The sequence below is a fragment of the Photobacterium satsumensis genome, assembly GCF_050336935.1.
Classification (GTDB): domain Bacteria; phylum Pseudomonadota; class Gammaproteobacteria; order Enterobacterales; family Vibrionaceae; genus Photobacterium; species Photobacterium satsumensis.
Genome location: NZ_JAKJSK010000013.1, coordinates 104436 through 118999, shown reverse-complemented (window position 1 = coordinate 118999; position 14564 = coordinate 104436). Strand labels below are relative to the sequence as shown.

Below are 14564 nucleotides of genomic sequence, written 5' to 3'. Positions count from 1 at the left end.
ATTACCCTTCCTTCTCAATTGTGTCCAGGCACAGACGTAGCATAGGACCAAATTCATACTTACCTGGGCATACGAACGTACATAGTGCTAGATCTTCTTCATCCAGCTCTAGTGCACCTAGCTGCTGAGCACTGTCAACGTCACCTGCACACAGGTCACGAAGAAGCAGAGTCGGCTCGATATCAAGCGGCATTACTTTTTCGTAGTTGCCGATTGGCACCATCGCACGCTCAGAACCGTTCGTCGTCGTGGTCATGTTGAATAACTGACCCGGGAAGAACTGGCTTAAGAAAGAGCGAGTAACAGAGAATTTGTTTTTACCTGGTGTGATCCAACCCAAGAATTCTTTTTCACGACCTTCGCGAAGGGCAGAAATCTGCAGATGGTAGCGACCAAGGTAGCCATGAGGGCCCGCTGCATTCACACCGTTCAGTACAGAACCAGAAAGAATACGCAGTTCGCCTGGCATCATTTCAGAGTCTGTGATCTGCTCGATAGACGCACCGATTTGAGTACGAACTAGACGAGGGTTGTTAACAACAGGACCAGCCAGAGATACCACACGATCAGTGAATAGCTCACCAGTCAGGAACAATTTACCGAATGCGATAACGTCCTGATAGTTGATGTGCCATGCCACGTTCGCGATGCTTGCACCGAACAACGTGTGGATGTGAGTACCCACCAGACCCGCAGGGTGCGGACCGTTGAATACATGCTCTTCCACATTGGCTTCACTGCAGCGAGGTAGACTTGCACCAGACTTACAAACCAATACTTTACCGCTTGTTAGGCGTGACAATACTGTCAGACCTGCAGTAAATGCATCGTTTTGCTCGTTGATAACAACTTCTGGGTTAGCTGCTAGAGGATTGGTGTCGATAGCCGTTACAAAGATAGCCTGAGTTTCAGCATCGATCGCAGGGACCTTGCTGAACGGACGCGTACGAAGCGCTGTCCACATACCAGACTCAACAAGCTGCTCTACCAGTACCGAACGCTCAAGTTGAGCGATCTGACCAGCATCATAGCTGTTGAATGTAATCTGCTCGTCGCCTTCTACGTCAATCACTACGGATTGTAGAACACGCTTTGCACCACGATTGATTTCTGCAACCTTGCCGCTGGCTGGAGCAGTGAACTTAACGCCAGGGTTCTTCTTGTCTTCAAAAAGAACCTGACCTTTTTTCACTACATCCCCTACGCGGGTATGCATTGTAGGACGCATACCAACATATTCTTCGCCAAGCAAGGCGACACGTGTGATGGCCTTGCCATCATTTATCGCCTGGGTAGGAGTCCCTGAAATTGGGATATCCAGACCCTTCTTTATTGTAATCATACGCACTTGCACTACATTAACGGGAAAAAAAATTTTCTATTGCGCAATTTAGACACGACTTTCCTTCGTCCGAAGCCGGGTTGATCCGCAACCAGCAACGCAACATCCTATTCACTCACCCGTCACACTTTAGGTGTCGAGTAATTTTGAGGCCGGAATTTTAGCACTATTTGGTTGGATTTTACCATGGCAAACAGCGCTAATCGGACTGAAAATCGGCTAACTCTTTAAACGCAATATCATTGTTGGGTCATTATTTTGAACTGACACACAAAAGTGACAATCCTAAGCGATTATCATTTTTTTCGCATCAGCACCAGTTAGTTAATAAAAAACCAACAACTACTATACAGTCACAACAATGGGGCAAAATGCCCCATTATTATATGTTTCAAATATGTCGCGATGTTAATCACTGTTAACATTCAAGATTCAGTAACCTCTTGCCGGTGCTGTCATTTCCACCATAAAAAAGGACAATTATCCTAAATTTATTCAAGGTTAGGCTCACCAGCCCATTCGGTTTGGTCCATACCGCTGCCATTTGTTTTCGTTTTATGTTTTAGTGGCAACCTTTCGCTTCGCGAACCGACAGACCCAATTATAGACACCAAAAGCAAAGTTACGGGCCGATTTATCATCGTAATGACGTAACCAAGCCAATATCCCCAAGTAACTTCAAGGTGCTTAGGTTTAAAGGTGCTTGAGTATAATAGGTGGTATCTCTGCAATAGTACGAAATTGATTAAAGAAATGATGCGCCAAGTCTCAAACTTCAGCGCAAAAAAAACCGCAAGCGTTGCGGTTTCTGCTCTAATTCAGCTGGCAGTCAGCCTAGCTTACTGCCACCACGGCATGACGGCGATGCTGGCGCCCCCTCTTGCTGGCTCTGCCACTCACTTTCGGTATAAGTGTGGATCGCCAAAGCATGAATATGGTTGGCTAGCTCGTCAGCCAAGGTCGTGTTCACGGCACGATGACGGCCGATAAGGCGCATTCCCTCAAACTGTTCGCTGACCACAATCACTTTGAAATGGCTCTCTGAGCCTTCCGGTACATTGTGCATGTAACTCTCATTGATCACCTCAAGATGAAGGGGCGAGAACGCGTGCTGTAGTTTATCTTTTATACGTTCTTGGATCATGATGTACCTTCTCCCACGGAAATATCAACACTGCGACGGCGACTTATGTGCGGTAGTAATATAAAGACTGACATAAAATTTGTTTTAAGTAGTGGCTGGTTTTGCGAAAATACCAGCCAATGAGTAAACATACCGTAAAGTAACCGTTAATGAAACCAGAGCTAACCCTTCATGAGCGTACGCTGATCTTGCAGCGATACCCAGCAAGGAACAACGAAACCCTGCAGGCATGGGACGCAGCAGACGAGTACCTGATCAACCACGTCAAAGAGGCTGATATCACCCTCGACCCAGCGCGCCCTATCCTGATCCTGAACGACAGTTTCGGGGCACTTAGCTGCTGGTTTGCCAATGACGGTAAGGTCACAACTGTCACTGACTCTTTCATCTCGGCGCAGGGCTGTATGGCCAACCTTGCGGAGAATCAGCTGCCTGAAAGCAATATCATCGACTGCTTGGCTGATTTACCAGAAAATCCACAATTGGTGTTGATGAAGCTGCCGAAAAACAACCGCTTGTTGGTATGGCAACTACAGCAACTTTGTCAATCGCTGCCTGCTGATTGCACGGTTATTGCAGCAGCCAAGGCCCGAGACATCCACTCCTCGACCTTGAAACTGTTCGAAAAACACCTCGGTGAAACCAAAACCTCACTCGCGGTGAAAAAAGCCCGATTAATTTTCTGCCAGACTAACCCTGAGCTTGCTCAGCCACTGCCTGCACCGCAGCAGTGGGATGTCCCAGAGCATAAAATTACGCTGGCCAACCATGCCAATGTATTTTCCAGTGATAGTTTGGATATCGGTGCCCGCTTGCTGCTCGAACACATCCCAAATGGCAATCAGTATCAGGACATCATCGATCTCGGTTGTGGTAATGGTGTGATCGGCATCAAGGCTGCTCGCCTTAATCCGCAGGCAAATGTGGTGTGTGTCGATGAGAGCTATATGGCTGCCGCCTCTGCCCGCATGAATGCAGAGACAAACCTCGATAATCCATCGCAGCTCACAGCGAAAGTAAACAACTGCCTAGACAACTTTCCTGCCCAGAGCGCCGATTTAGTCTTGTGTAATCCGCCCTTCCACCAGCAAGCCGCGATTACCGACCATATTGCCTGGCAAATGTTTTGCGACGCCAAGCATGTGCTACGCGACAGCGGCAAGCTGATTGTGATTGGTAACCGTCATTTAGGATACGGCGGAAAGCTCAAACGTTTGTTTGGCAATGTCACCGTCATTAGCCAAAATAACAAATTTGTCGTTTATCAATCAGATAAGTAAATTACAATATCACTTTTACGGGGAACTGCGCAGTCCCCCGCTTTTACCCAAGGATAGAATGACTATGAAGAAGCTTCTTGTTGCTGCCTCCGTACTGGCCTTAACGGCCTGCTCTGCCCCGTCAGAGCCTCAGCTCTCCATCAATCCGGAACCTGTGATTGCCTCGCAGCCGCTGGTACACGGCAAAAGCATGAATCTCGATAGCCGTGATCTACGTACCGCTCAGTTCATTGCCGTTGTCGACAGTGGCCGTGAAAATGTCCAGCCGCTACACAGCAACGAAAACCTCCGTTCCACGATGGAAGAGGCCCTGTCACGCCAGTTGACCGCCCAAGGCTATACCATTGCGGAAGACAGCGAGGGGACATTACGCCTTGATATCCTTGAAGCGATGGTCAACGTCAAGCACAGCGTAGTAAGCCATGAACTGAGCAGCAAGCTGCAACTACAACTCGTCGTGGAAACGCCAAAAGGCAAGTTTGTAAAACGTTATTCCGGCAAGTCTGCCCGCAATGGTGCAATGAGTGCATCGGTAGAGGATATGGAGCAATCCATGAACAATTTGATCACTGCGGTACTAAAAGACATCTATGCTGATCCAGAATTGAACGCTTATATGCAGGAGAACCTATAATGCGTCGTTTGCTATCAACCCTATTACTTTGCCTAGCATTACCCGTCAGTGCAGCAACCCAAGTATCTGTCACGACTAACCTGGGTGAATTCGTTATTGAGCTCGAACAAGAGAAAGCGCCGGTATCGAGTGAAAACTTCCTTCGTTATGTCGAAGATGGCAGTTATGAAGGAACCATTTTCCACCGTGTTATTCCGGGGTTCATGGCCCAGGGCGGTGGTTTCGACAAAGATCTCAAGCGTCGTTCAGGCTACGAGCCAATCAAAAATGAATCCACCAATGGACTGAGTAATGCCAAAGCCACGGTCGCGATGGCTCGTACTCAAGATCCGGACTCGGCCACCCGCCAGTTTTATATCAACTACCAAACCAACACGTTCTTGGATGCACAAGGCAGCCGACCGGGTTATGCGGTATTTGGTAAAGTTGTGAGCGGCTTCCCAGTTATTGAAAAAATGACGGAAATTCCCACTACAACTATCCGCTCTATGGGTATGAAAGATGTTCCTGAGCAGCCTATAGTTATTGAAAGTGTCAAAATTATTAAAAATTAGACACAGGCTAGTGTCACCTGATTATTAGCTTGTGATCAGGTGACAGCTATGCTCAAACTTATCTCTACCACACATGCTGCCCCTGCTGAGTTGATCAGCCAGCATATTGCCGACCATGCTCCGGCTATTGCCCTCAGTGCCTTGGGGACCATCAACGGCGACGTCAATTACGACGCCATGAAAACCACTGTCACCGAACACCTCCATGAATGGTGGCTACTCTCAGTCCCTTCCGGCTCGCCTGACGATCACTACGAGTCCACCTACTGGTACTTAGTCCACTTGCTAGAATCGTTGGAAGAGCATGAGTTGCTGGGCAATAACTTCTTGCAATACAAAGTGGCTTCAGCTGCACAGTTTCTGCTAGGGGTCGGTGAACGGCAAGAAAAAATGCAGGGTATTCGTCCGTAATCTCCCGCCTTATCGCTTCCTCCCTTCACACCATCTCACCCTGCCTTGTTTCAGAAACATACATTATTCATATTTTTTTTACTGTATTTTGACTGAATTACTCGGTAGCTTGCGGGTATACCCAACTCGCTTGAGGTTATACTACTGGCTGCTAAATCAGAACGACCTGAGGGATCCATGGAGCAATCGATTGAAAATGAAAAACTTGGCTGGCGAGTTTACCTAGAGAAAAAAGTCCTGATCATGCTGGCATTGGGCTTCTCTTCTGGCCTGCCCTTACTGCTGGTGTTTGGAACCTTGTCTTTCTGGCTGCGTGAAGCCGAAGTCAGTCGCACCGATATCGGCTTTTTCAGCTGGGTGGCGTTAGCCTACGGCTTTAAATGGATCTGGTCACCGCTGATCGACCGCTTCCCAATTCCGATCTTATCATCACTGCTGGGGCGACGCCGAGGCTGGATGATCTTCTCGCAGCTACTGATCATTGGCTCCTTGGTCGGGATGGCGGTCAGCAACCCGCAAGGCGACTTGCTTCAACTGGCTATTTTTGCGGTGATTGTGGCTTTTTCATCGGCATCACAAGACATTGTGATTGATGCCTACCGCATCGAGTTGGCCTCTGAACGATTGCAAGCAGCACTGGCCGCGGCCTATATGACCGGTTATCGCCTCGCGATGATCATGGCAGGCGCTGGAGCACTGGCATTTGCCGCTTGGTTTGGTTCGAATACCGCCTACGATCCTGAAGGCTGGAAGTATGCCTATTTCATTATGGCAAGCCTGATGTCGGTCGGTCTAGTCACTGCGCTTTGTATCCATGAACCGACCATTGATAGCTCCGCCATCGATAATGTTGAGCGAGAGTTCCGCCAAAACCTGATTGCCAAAGGGACCTCACCGCGCAAGGCAAGGCTCATTGCTTGGTTCTATGCCGCTGCCGTGATGCCATTTAAAGATTTCTTTGACCGTTACGGCAAACAAGCCTTGCTCATTCTTGCCTTGATCGGTTGCTATCGGATTTCTGATGTCGTCATGGGGGTCATGGCCAACGCCTTCTACGTCGATATGGGCTTTACCAAAACCGAAGTGGCCTCAGTGTCAAAAATCTATGGCGTTATCATGACACTGCTGGGCGCAGGCCTTGGCGGGATCTTAGTCAGCAAATACTCCACCATGCGCATCCTAGCCTTGGGGGCTGTACTCGCCGCCGTCACCAATTTGGCCTTCATGGTTTTCAGCTATATCGGCAATAGCCTACCGATGCTGACCTTAGTCATTTCATTGGATAATCTCAGTGCCGGTATTGCCACCGCCGCTTTCATTACCTTTATGTCGAGCCTGACCAATGTGGCCTTCTCAGCCACGCAATACGCACTGTTTAGCTCCATTATGCTGCTGTTCCCGAAATTCATTGCCGGCTTCTCAGGCTTGTATGTCGACATGTACGGATACAATATCTTTTTCCTTACCACTGCCCTCATCGGCCTGCCGGTACTGGGCTTGATCTACATCGTCAACAGGCACAGCACCGCCCTTACCGCAGAGAGCCATTAGCAAACACAATCACGCGCTCTTCCACTGTCAGGTAACACCTAAAGGAAGTATTCTGTTGAGCAGGAATACTTCCTTTTTTATTTTTCACACTTTTCATCCCGAATTGGGATAGCAAAACCGCGCTTAGAGTGCCCCCTTCACACTTAGTTCAGAAAAATTACCATCAAACGCACAAAAAACACGCTAAAGATCACTTTTAACCCTAGTTGTAATCGATTACAAACGATCAAGATCACATTTGGCAAAGGATTGCGCAATCGTTACATTCACAAAGGTGACATAAAACAATAAACTCTCCGCCAACAGAACACGGGCAGCCAAAAGTCCGGTCTTAAATACACAATTAGCGAGAGTTCACCCCATGCGTAAATCACTAGTAGCACTAAGCGTTCTAGCTGCTTCTGCTGTTCCAGCAGTTAATGCGGCTGATTACTCAGACGACATCCACAAAAACGACTACAGCTGGTCTCAGTTCAACCTGATGATGGCTGTTGACGAACTACCAGGCGAATCAACTCACGATTACCTAGAGATGGAATTCGGCGGTCGTTCAGGTATCTTCGACCTATACGGTTACGTTGACGTGTTCAACCTAACTGGTGATTCAAGCAGCGACAAAGCTGACGCTGATGCAAAAATCTTCATGAAGTTTGCACCGCGTATGTCTCTTGATGCAGTTACGGGCAAAGACCTGTCTTTCGGTCCTGTTCAAGAGCTATACGTTGCAACTGAGCTGACTTGGGATGGCGTTACAACAAACGCAGAGAAAGGCACTTTCGGTGTAAACAACTATAAAGTTGGTCTAGGCTCTGACGTGATGGTACCTTGGTTGGGCAAAATTGGCCTAAACCTATACGGTACTTACGACATGAACCAGAAAGACTGGAACGGCTTCCAGGTATCTACCAACTGGTTCAAGCCTTTCTACTTCCTAGACAACGGTACGTTCATTTCTTACCAGGGTTACATTGATTACCAGTTCGGCATGAAAGATGAATACGCATCAGCAAGCAACGGCGGTGCAATGTTCAACGGTATCTACTGGCACTCTGATCGCTACTCTGTGGGTTACGGCCTGAAAGCGTACAAAGACGTTTACGGTATCAAAGACACAAGTGGCTTTAAGTCTAGCGGTGTTGCTCACTACTTCAGCCTTGGCTACAAGTTCTAAGTTACAGCTCTCGTAGTTGACAGAAAAAAGCACCTTCGGGTGCTTTTTTTAATCCTCACATATTGTCCTCAAACCTTTCCTCTCAAATCTAAGATAGAAATTACTTTCGAGACACCCTGTCTTTGTTGTTCATTTCTGGCACATTTTTCCAGCATTAAGATTTTCATACGCAAGATCCTTGCCGCAGTTACAAGACAACGCACCAGGCATGCACTATTCCGCTAGCCTTTAATGAGCACTGGACTACGCCAGACAACATGGCCTTCAGTGCGCACAGGCAATGGCAAATGGCTAGCGAGACACTATCATGTATAAAACCCTGACCGCTTTGAGTATCAGCGCAGCAGTGATGCTGCCAACCCAATGCTTTGCTCTCGATTATTCTGACGACATCCGCAAAAACGACTATAAATGGATAACGTTCAACCTGATGCAAAGTATCGACAACAAAATCCCTTTTGGATTTCAAGATGACACCTACTTTGAAATGGAATTCGGCGGCCGATCCGGCTGGCTCGATCTCTACGGCTATCTTGATGTATTTGACATATTTAACTCAAGTAGCTCTGACCGTAATAAGCCGCAAGGCAGTGTTGATTTCGCCGATAACTTTTTCTTCAAATTTGCCCCCCGCTTCTCTATCGATGGTATGACAGGTAAAGATCTTTCCTTCGGTCCAGTACAAGAGCTCTACATTTCAACAGTCACCAATGTCGGTGATAATGCCTTGTTTGAACACTATATAGGACCGGGATCGGATATCGTTTTACCTTGGTTTGGCAAGGTGGGTTTCAACACCTACGCCCGCTATGTTCGCGAGAACTTTGGTGCTGCTAATGAAGGGAAATGGGATGGTTATATGGTGTCCACCAATTGGTTCAAGCCTTGGTACACCTTTGCCAGCGGTCATTTTGTGACCTATCAAGGTTACCTCGATTACAAGTTCGGTGCATCGAAGATTACTGAGGACCCAAACCGAAGTACCACCTCGATGGAATGGTTCAATGGTATCTATTATCACACCCCGCAGTGGGCCTTTGGTTATGGCCTCAAGTACTATGACAACATGGCTCTGTTTAAAGATGGCGGAGTAGCTGGTGAAACCACAGGATTCGGGCATTACCTCTCAGCCAACTATAAATTCTAATCCCTCGCTCCCCCTACTTATCGCCCGCTCAAGGAAGAGCGGAACACTCTCCTCATTATTTCTATCAGTGTTATCATCGCACTATAGAAGCGTATACACGGAAGCAAGTTGTGAACATTACCATTATCGGGGCTGGTGCCGTTGGCAGGCTATGGGGCTGTAAACTCGTCAGTAAACATCAAGTCCACTTCTGGACGCGTGATAATAGCCCACAATTAGCTATTCACCTGTCAGGCACTGAAGCGACAAACCTAATAACTCCAGAAGGCTCCTTCGTGTTTGAAGCTAACCAGCCCGCTTTGCTGGCTGAAAGCGAAGTGGTGTTAGTCACCGTCAAAGCCTTTCAGGTAGAAGCCGCTATTCAAACAGTTAAAGCCCACCTAAGAGCTGACACCGCGGTAATTATCATGCACAACGGCATGGGTAGTCAGCAAACCGTGTTGGAACGACTACCCGATAACCCGATTATTTACGCGACAACAGCCCAGGCCGCGTTCCGCCCAAATGAAAAAGAAGTGTGCCATACCGGGATTGGCCCCACATTGCTGGGGAGCCTTACCCCTCATGCTATCCAGTACCAACAACTCGGCCAGATATTTAATGATGTCTTGCCCCCTTGCCAATGGCAGGAAGATATCAACCAGCCGCTATGGCGAAAACTAGCCATCAACTGCGCCATCAACCCACTGACAGCCCTCCACAATTGCAAGAATGGCGATCTGGCTCGGGCAGAATTTGATACAGAGCTGACGGCAATTTGCCAAGAAGTCGCCGAGGTCATGTCCGCAGAGGGATATCCGGTTACCGCCCCAGAACTCAGGCAGATGGTCGATACGGTGATAAATGCAACGGCTGGCAACTTTTCTTCCATGAATCAGGATGTCTGCCATCAAAGGCCGACAGAAATCGACTATATTAGCGGGTATCTTATTGCCCGGGCGACAGCACACAACATTAAAGTGCCCCACAACCATCGCCTGTGGCAGGCTATAAAAGAATTGGAGAGAAAATACCATGACCAATGACAGCACCAGCCCGAACCCAATCAAGGTCGCAGTATGCATTGCACCGGGAACGGAAGAGATGGAAGCCATTACAACTGTCGACATGTTGGTTCGCGCCAATTTTTCGGTAACAACGGCCAGCGCAGCCTCCGACGGGGCGTTGATCATGGAAGGCTCGCGAGGGATCAAGCTGGTTGCCGATACGGCCTTGGTCAATATTGCCGATGAACCGTTTGATTGCGTGGTACTTCCGGGTGGACTTGGCGGGGCAGAATGCTTTCGCGACAGTCCGCTGCTGGTTGAGTTTGTCAAACAGCACAAATACGATGGCAAGTTAGTTGCTGCTATTTGTGCCGCTCCAGCGTTGGTGCTTGAACACCACCAGCTCTACCCCGAAGCCCTGATGACATCGCACCCTAGTTTCCATGACCGCATTCCAACAGAGCGACTACGCACCAAGCGAGTGGTCTATGACGTCAACAACCGCTTGCTGACCAGCCAAGGGCCGGGCACCGCGATGGAGTTCGCGTTTGAGATCATCAACCACCTTGCCGGCAAGGAAAAATCGGCCGAGGTCGCAGAGCCGATGGTGGTGTGGCCGAACATGCACTACACCGTTTTGCCAAGGAAATAAGCAAGGTATAAAACGACAGACATAAAAAAACGAGAGCCTTAGCTCTCGTTTTTTCTGGGTCCTGGAAGAACATTTACTGGTAGCTATACCACGTCAAGCTCTTCGCTCTTTCCGCTTTTCCTAGGGCCTGCTTTTCCAAGGGCCTAGAGGTGTCTACGGACGATAGACCTTCACATTGTCAAAACCGTTCTCTTTCAGGTATAGCGCCTGCAAGCGGCTCATTACACCACGGTCACAGTACAGCAGGTAAGTTTTATCCTGCGGTAGATCACCGAACTGGGTCGCCAGTTTGTAGAAAGGAAGGTGCTTCACATCGACATTGTCGAGCTCAAGCGGGCTCTCGTCTTCTTCATCCGGGCTACGGATATCCAGTACCACAGCATCCGTTTCGATCTGGTCTACCAGTTCGATTTCCGGTGCCTGCTCTTGGCTTTCTTTCTCAATATCTCGGATATCAATCACACGCGCCTCAGCAATCACTCGCTCTAGAACAGTGTAATCGAACTTCGCTTCCTCGGTTTCCAGCTTCTGTAGTACCGCTTTTACCGTCGGACTCTTAGAGATCACACCACAGAATTCCGGCATGGTCTTAGCAAAATCTTCAGTACCGATCTTACGGGCAACATCAATGATGTCTTCTTTATCCCAGTTGATCAGCGGACGCAGGATCAGCGTATCGGTCACGTTATCAATATGGCGCAGGTTAGTCAGGGTCTGGCTCGATACCTGGCCCAGAGCTTCACCGGTCACCAATGCTTGAATACCAAAACGCTCGGCAACCATACCCGCTGCACGCATGAACATACGTTTGAGTACGACGCCCATCTGGCCGTCATCAATGTTTTCAAGGATTTCGCCAACAACAGGTTCGAAGTCGATCGCAATAAACTTCACTTTAGCGGATGAACCATACTTCTTCCACAAGAAGTGTGAAACCTGCTTAACACCGATTTCATGCGCTGGGCCGCCCAAGTTGAAGAAGCAGTAATGCACTTTACTGCCGCGCTTGATGTGCAGGTAGCTTGATACACCTGAATCAAAGCCACCAGAAATCAGGCTCAATACATCTTCCTGAGTCCCCAGCGGGAAGCCACCCAAGCCTTTGTGACGGGCAAGGATCTGGTTCAGTTTTTCATTTTGTACTTCAACACGGACAGTCATATCCGGGTTCTTCAGCTTCACCGATGCCGACTCAACAGCCTGGTTCAGGCCACCGCCCACATAACGCTCAAGCTCGATCGAGGTAAAATCATGCTTACCGGTACGTTTAGCACGAACACAGAAGGTTTTGCCTTCTAGAGTGTTACCAACATGCGCGAGAGTCTGCTCGTAGATGTCGTGCAAATCGGTGAAGTCAGTTTGCTTAACTTCCAGCACATGGTGGATACCCGGAGTCTGGGTCAAGACCGTCAGTATCGCTTCACGCTGGCTGTCGTCTTTTGGCACCACTTCAATATGGCTGCGGCGATTGATCACCGCAATAGACTCACATGAACGCTGAAGGATAATGCGAATGTTACATTCTAAGATTCTGGTAAAACGCTTACGTACAGATTCACTCTTTACGAAAATCTCAGGATGGGGTTTAACAATAAATTTCATAACACGCTTCGCTACACTGGGCCAAACAATACCAAAAAGGCTGAAAGGCGCGGATTATACAGCAAGCAGGCTGTTGCTGAAACAAGGATATTTATACCTAAGTAACTTCAAGGAGCTTAAATATAGTGTAGGCATATTTTCATTTGTCGTTAGCCAGTTGCTGTGACCTCATAAAACAAAGGCCGGCTCCTGTGATGGAACCGACCTTAATTGAATAGCCTATTTGGCACTATTGCACGGTGCGAGTGGAGATTTCCTCGCTGTAATGCGGCTCACCCTGCATGATCGAAATTTCGACCCGTCGGTTGGCGCTGCGCTCTTCCGGCGTCGCGTTCTCATTCAGAGGCTGGGTGCCTGCCAGCCCGACCACGCGCAGACGCTGGGGATCAAACCCATCGACCTGCTCCATTTCCTGTGCCACCGACACTGCGCGCTGGGCAGATAAATCCCAGTTGGAGCGGTAGAGCTCAGAGTCCAGTTTCTGGTTGTCGGTATGGCCACTGACCCTGACCACCCCGGGAACATCTTTCACCAAATCGGCAACTTGCCGGATCAACGGACGGAATTTAGGCTGCAAGAAAGCCGACCCTTCAGGGAAGGCGCCTTTTTCCTTGATCCGAATGACGACTTGCTGACCGAGGTTCTCCACCTCGATGGCCCCTTCATCCATTTCGCGGTTCAAGGCTTGCTTAAGCACTTCCAGTAGCTGCTCTTGGGCTTCGGTCATTTCCGATTCGTTATTCTGATTTTGCTGGGTTGCCACTTCAGCGCTCTGACCGCCAGTCACCTTGCCGGCATCGCGTTTAGTGCCTCCCGCACGCTCTGAATCGCCGTCATGGAAATCCAAGGTCCGCTGAGTCATGTCAATGGTCTGCTGCATGATCACCTCAATGGGCGTCGGCTCTGGCCTGCCAGGACGGAACTCCTGGGCAATCACACTGGTCCCTTTGGGAATGTCTTTCACTTCCAGCATGTTTTGTACGCCAAAGGCGAATTTCATCGAGCCAGCGATCTGCTTGAATTTCAGCACATCCATTTCAGAAAATGACAGCAACAGAACAAAGAAACACATCAGCAATGACATCAAGTCGGCGAAGGTACCCATCCACGCAGGTAGCCCCGGAGGGGGACATTTATGTTCTTCTTCCATCAGCCCCTCTTAATCATCAACGTTAATCGTACGTTTTTTCTCGTTGAGGTAGTTCTTCAGATAGCTATCGATAACCCGGGGGTTCTGGCCATCCTGAATTGCCAATACCCCGTCGAGGATCAGACGGCGATTGAGTTTTTCTTCATCTTTGCGCAGGCCCAATTTTGCCGCTATTGGCAACATCACCATGTTGGCCATGATAGCGCCATACAGGGTTGTCAAAAGGGCGACCGCCATCGCCGGACCGATTGATTTAGGGTCGTCCATGTTCGACAGCATGGCCACCAGACCGATCAGGGTACCTATCATCCCCATCGCAGGAGCAACATCGCCAAGCGCCTTGAAGATACCGATCCCCTGCTCATGGCGTTCATTGGTCAAGGCGATATCTTTTTGCAGCGTCGCCCTTACCACATCGGCATCATGACCATCTACCAGCAAATCGACGCCTTTTCGCAGGAAGCTATTATCCACCTCCATCTCTTCCAGCGCGAGGAAACCACCTTTACGGGCGGCATCAGCCATCTCGACAATTTTCGCAATAAGATCTTCCGGATTGTCGTTCTTGAACATAAATGCCTTAACGGCAATTTTAGTGGCCCCCAAAAACTGGCCAACGCTGTATTGCATCAAGGCTACAAACAACGAACCACACAAAACAATCAGAATCGACTGGGTGTCAACGAACATGCCAAAGCTGCCGCCTAGCACCATGGCCATAATGACAAAAGCAAATGCCCCAATTAATCCTATAAGGGTCGCCAAATCCACTTGGTAGTCTCCAGTTCGTTGCACTTGTGAATCAATATTGAACGGTACATTGTATCTAGCCCCTTGTGACCTTTCAAAGCCACAATGCCAAAAGGGATGCATTCGTTCATTATTCGTGCTTCAGGTGACCTCAGTATGAAGCTAACACCATCAATTTTCGTTACTGAAA

Annotated in this window: 14 protein-coding genes; 9 read left to right on the top strand and 5 right to left on the bottom strand. The window is 48.8% G+C overall.

Annotation, left to right across the window (positions count from 1 at the left end; translation table 11 throughout):
• Position 1: 1 nt before the first annotated feature.
• Together L4D79_RS23640 and bolA are read right to left on the bottom strand one after the other, a co-directional pair.
• Positions 2–1342 carry a Na(+)-translocating NADH-quinone reductase subunit A gene (locus L4D79_RS23640; protein ID WP_428655042.1) on the bottom strand — a complete coding sequence of 447 codons (1341 nt, stop codon included), beginning with the start codon at positions 1340–1342 and terminating at the stop codon, positions 2–4.
• An 829-nt stretch (positions 1343–2171) separates the two neighbouring features.
• A complete protein-coding gene (gene bolA, locus L4D79_RS23635; protein WP_428655040.1) occupies positions 2172–2486 on the bottom strand; it encodes a transcriptional regulator BolA in 315 nt (104 codons plus the stop codon).
• Positions 2487–2635: 149 nt separating this feature from the next.
• Between bolA and L4D79_RS23630 the strand changes: the two genes are divergently transcribed.
• The 9 genes from L4D79_RS23630 to yajL all read left to right on the top strand — a co-directional run bounded on the left by L4D79_RS23630 (position 2636) and on the right by yajL (position 10872).
• On the top strand, positions 2636–3766 hold the full coding sequence (locus tag L4D79_RS23630) for a methyltransferase (RefSeq protein ID WP_428655038.1): 1131 nt from the start codon (positions 2636–2638) through the stop codon (positions 3764–3766).
• A 64-nt stretch (positions 3767–3830) separates the two neighbouring features.
• Entirely contained in the window at positions 3831–4400 is a 570-nt protein-coding gene (locus tag L4D79_RS23625) for a YajG family lipoprotein (RefSeq protein WP_428655036.1), read from the top strand.
• Positions 4400–4954 (top strand): peptidylprolyl isomerase, encoded by a 555-nt coding sequence (locus L4D79_RS23620; RefSeq protein WP_428655034.1) that lies wholly within the window; start codon positions 4400–4402, stop codon positions 4952–4954. Before L4D79_RS23625 ends, L4D79_RS23620 begins: the two co-directional genes overlap by 1 nt.
• A gap of 48 nt (positions 4955–5002) precedes the next feature.
• Positions 5003–5365, top strand: coding sequence for a hypothetical protein (locus tag L4D79_RS23615; protein ID WP_428655032.1), 363 nt, complete (start codon positions 5003–5005; stop codon positions 5363–5365).
• A 177-nt stretch (positions 5366–5542) separates the two neighbouring features.
• Positions 5543–6916: an AmpG family muropeptide MFS transporter gene (locus tag L4D79_RS23610; RefSeq protein ID WP_428655030.1), complete on the top strand. Its 1374-nt coding sequence runs from the start codon at positions 5543–5545 to the stop codon at positions 6914–6916.
• A 361-nt stretch (positions 6917–7277) separates the two neighbouring features.
• Positions 7278–8087, top strand: a complete 810-nt coding sequence (locus L4D79_RS23605) for a nucleoside-specific channel-forming Tsx family protein (RefSeq protein WP_428655028.1) — start codon at positions 7278–7280, stop codon at positions 8085–8087.
• Positions 8088–8394: 307 nt separating this feature from the next.
• On the top strand, positions 8395–9234 hold the full coding sequence (locus L4D79_RS23600) for a nucleoside-specific channel-forming Tsx family protein (RefSeq protein WP_428655026.1): 840 nt from the start codon (positions 8395–8397) through the stop codon (positions 9232–9234).
• A gap of 110 nt (positions 9235–9344) precedes the next feature.
• On the top strand, positions 9345–10259 hold the full coding sequence (gene panE / locus L4D79_RS23595) for a 2-dehydropantoate 2-reductase (protein ID WP_428655024.1): 915 nt from the start codon (positions 9345–9347) through the stop codon (positions 10257–10259).
• Positions 10249–10872, top strand: coding sequence for a protein deglycase YajL (gene yajL, locus L4D79_RS23590; protein WP_428655022.1), 624 nt, complete (start codon positions 10249–10251; stop codon positions 10870–10872). Before panE ends, yajL begins: the two co-directional genes overlap by 11 nt.
• Positions 10873–11025: 153 nt before the next feature.
• Here yajL and thiI read toward each other — a convergent pair whose 3' ends face one another.
• From thiI to pomA, 3 genes are all read right to left on the bottom strand, one after another.
• Entirely contained in the window at positions 11026–12474 is a 1449-nt protein-coding gene (gene thiI, locus L4D79_RS23585) for a tRNA uracil 4-sulfurtransferase ThiI (RefSeq protein WP_428655020.1), read from the bottom strand.
• Positions 12475–12703: 229 nt separating this feature from the next.
• Complete coding sequence (locus tag L4D79_RS23580) at positions 12704–13624, bottom strand: flagellar motor protein MotB (protein WP_428655018.1); 921 nt, start codon at positions 13622–13624, stop codon at positions 12704–12706.
• 9 nt (positions 13625–13633) lie between these two features.
• Positions 13634–14395 (bottom strand): flagellar motor protein PomA, encoded by a 762-nt coding sequence (gene pomA / locus L4D79_RS23575; protein WP_428655193.1) that lies wholly within the window; start codon positions 14393–14395, stop codon positions 13634–13636.
• Between the last annotated feature and the right edge of the window lie 169 nt (positions 14396–14564).

Coding starts and splice junctions, on each gene's coding strand:
- L4D79_RS23640 (WP_428655042.1), bottom strand. CDS start 1,342: ATGATTACAATAAAGAAGGGTCTGGATATCCCAATTTCAGGGACTCCT.
- L4D79_RS23615 (WP_428655032.1), top strand. CDS start 5,003: ATGCTCAAACTTATCTCTACCACACATGCTGCCCCTGCTGAGTTGATC.
- L4D79_RS23620 (WP_428655034.1), top strand. CDS start 4,400: ATGCGTCGTTTGCTATCAACCCTATTACTTTGCCTAGCATTACCCGTC.
- yajL (WP_428655022.1), top strand. CDS start 10,249: ATGACCAATGACAGCACCAGCCCGAACCCAATCAAGGTCGCAGTATGC.
- L4D79_RS23580 (WP_428655018.1), bottom strand. CDS start 13,624: ATGGAAGAAGAACATAAATGTCCCCCTCCGGGGCTACCTGCGTGGATG.
- thiI (WP_428655020.1), bottom strand. CDS start 12,474: ATGAAATTTATTGTTAAACCCCATCCTGAGATTTTCGTAAAGAGTGAA.
- L4D79_RS23600 (WP_428655026.1), top strand. CDS start 8,395: ATGTATAAAACCCTGACCGCTTTGAGTATCAGCGCAGCAGTGATGCTG.
- L4D79_RS23605 (WP_428655028.1), top strand. CDS start 7,278: ATGCGTAAATCACTAGTAGCACTAAGCGTTCTAGCTGCTTCTGCTGTT.
- L4D79_RS23610 (WP_428655030.1), top strand. CDS start 5,543: ATGGAGCAATCGATTGAAAATGAAAAACTTGGCTGGCGAGTTTACCTA.
- L4D79_RS23630 (WP_428655038.1), top strand. CDS start 2,636: ATGAAACCAGAGCTAACCCTTCATGAGCGTACGCTGATCTTGCAGCGA.
- bolA (WP_428655040.1), bottom strand. CDS start 2,486: ATGATCCAAGAACGTATAAAAGATAAACTACAGCACGCGTTCTCGCCC.
- L4D79_RS23625 (WP_428655036.1), top strand. CDS start 3,831: ATGAAGAAGCTTCTTGTTGCTGCCTCCGTACTGGCCTTAACGGCCTGC.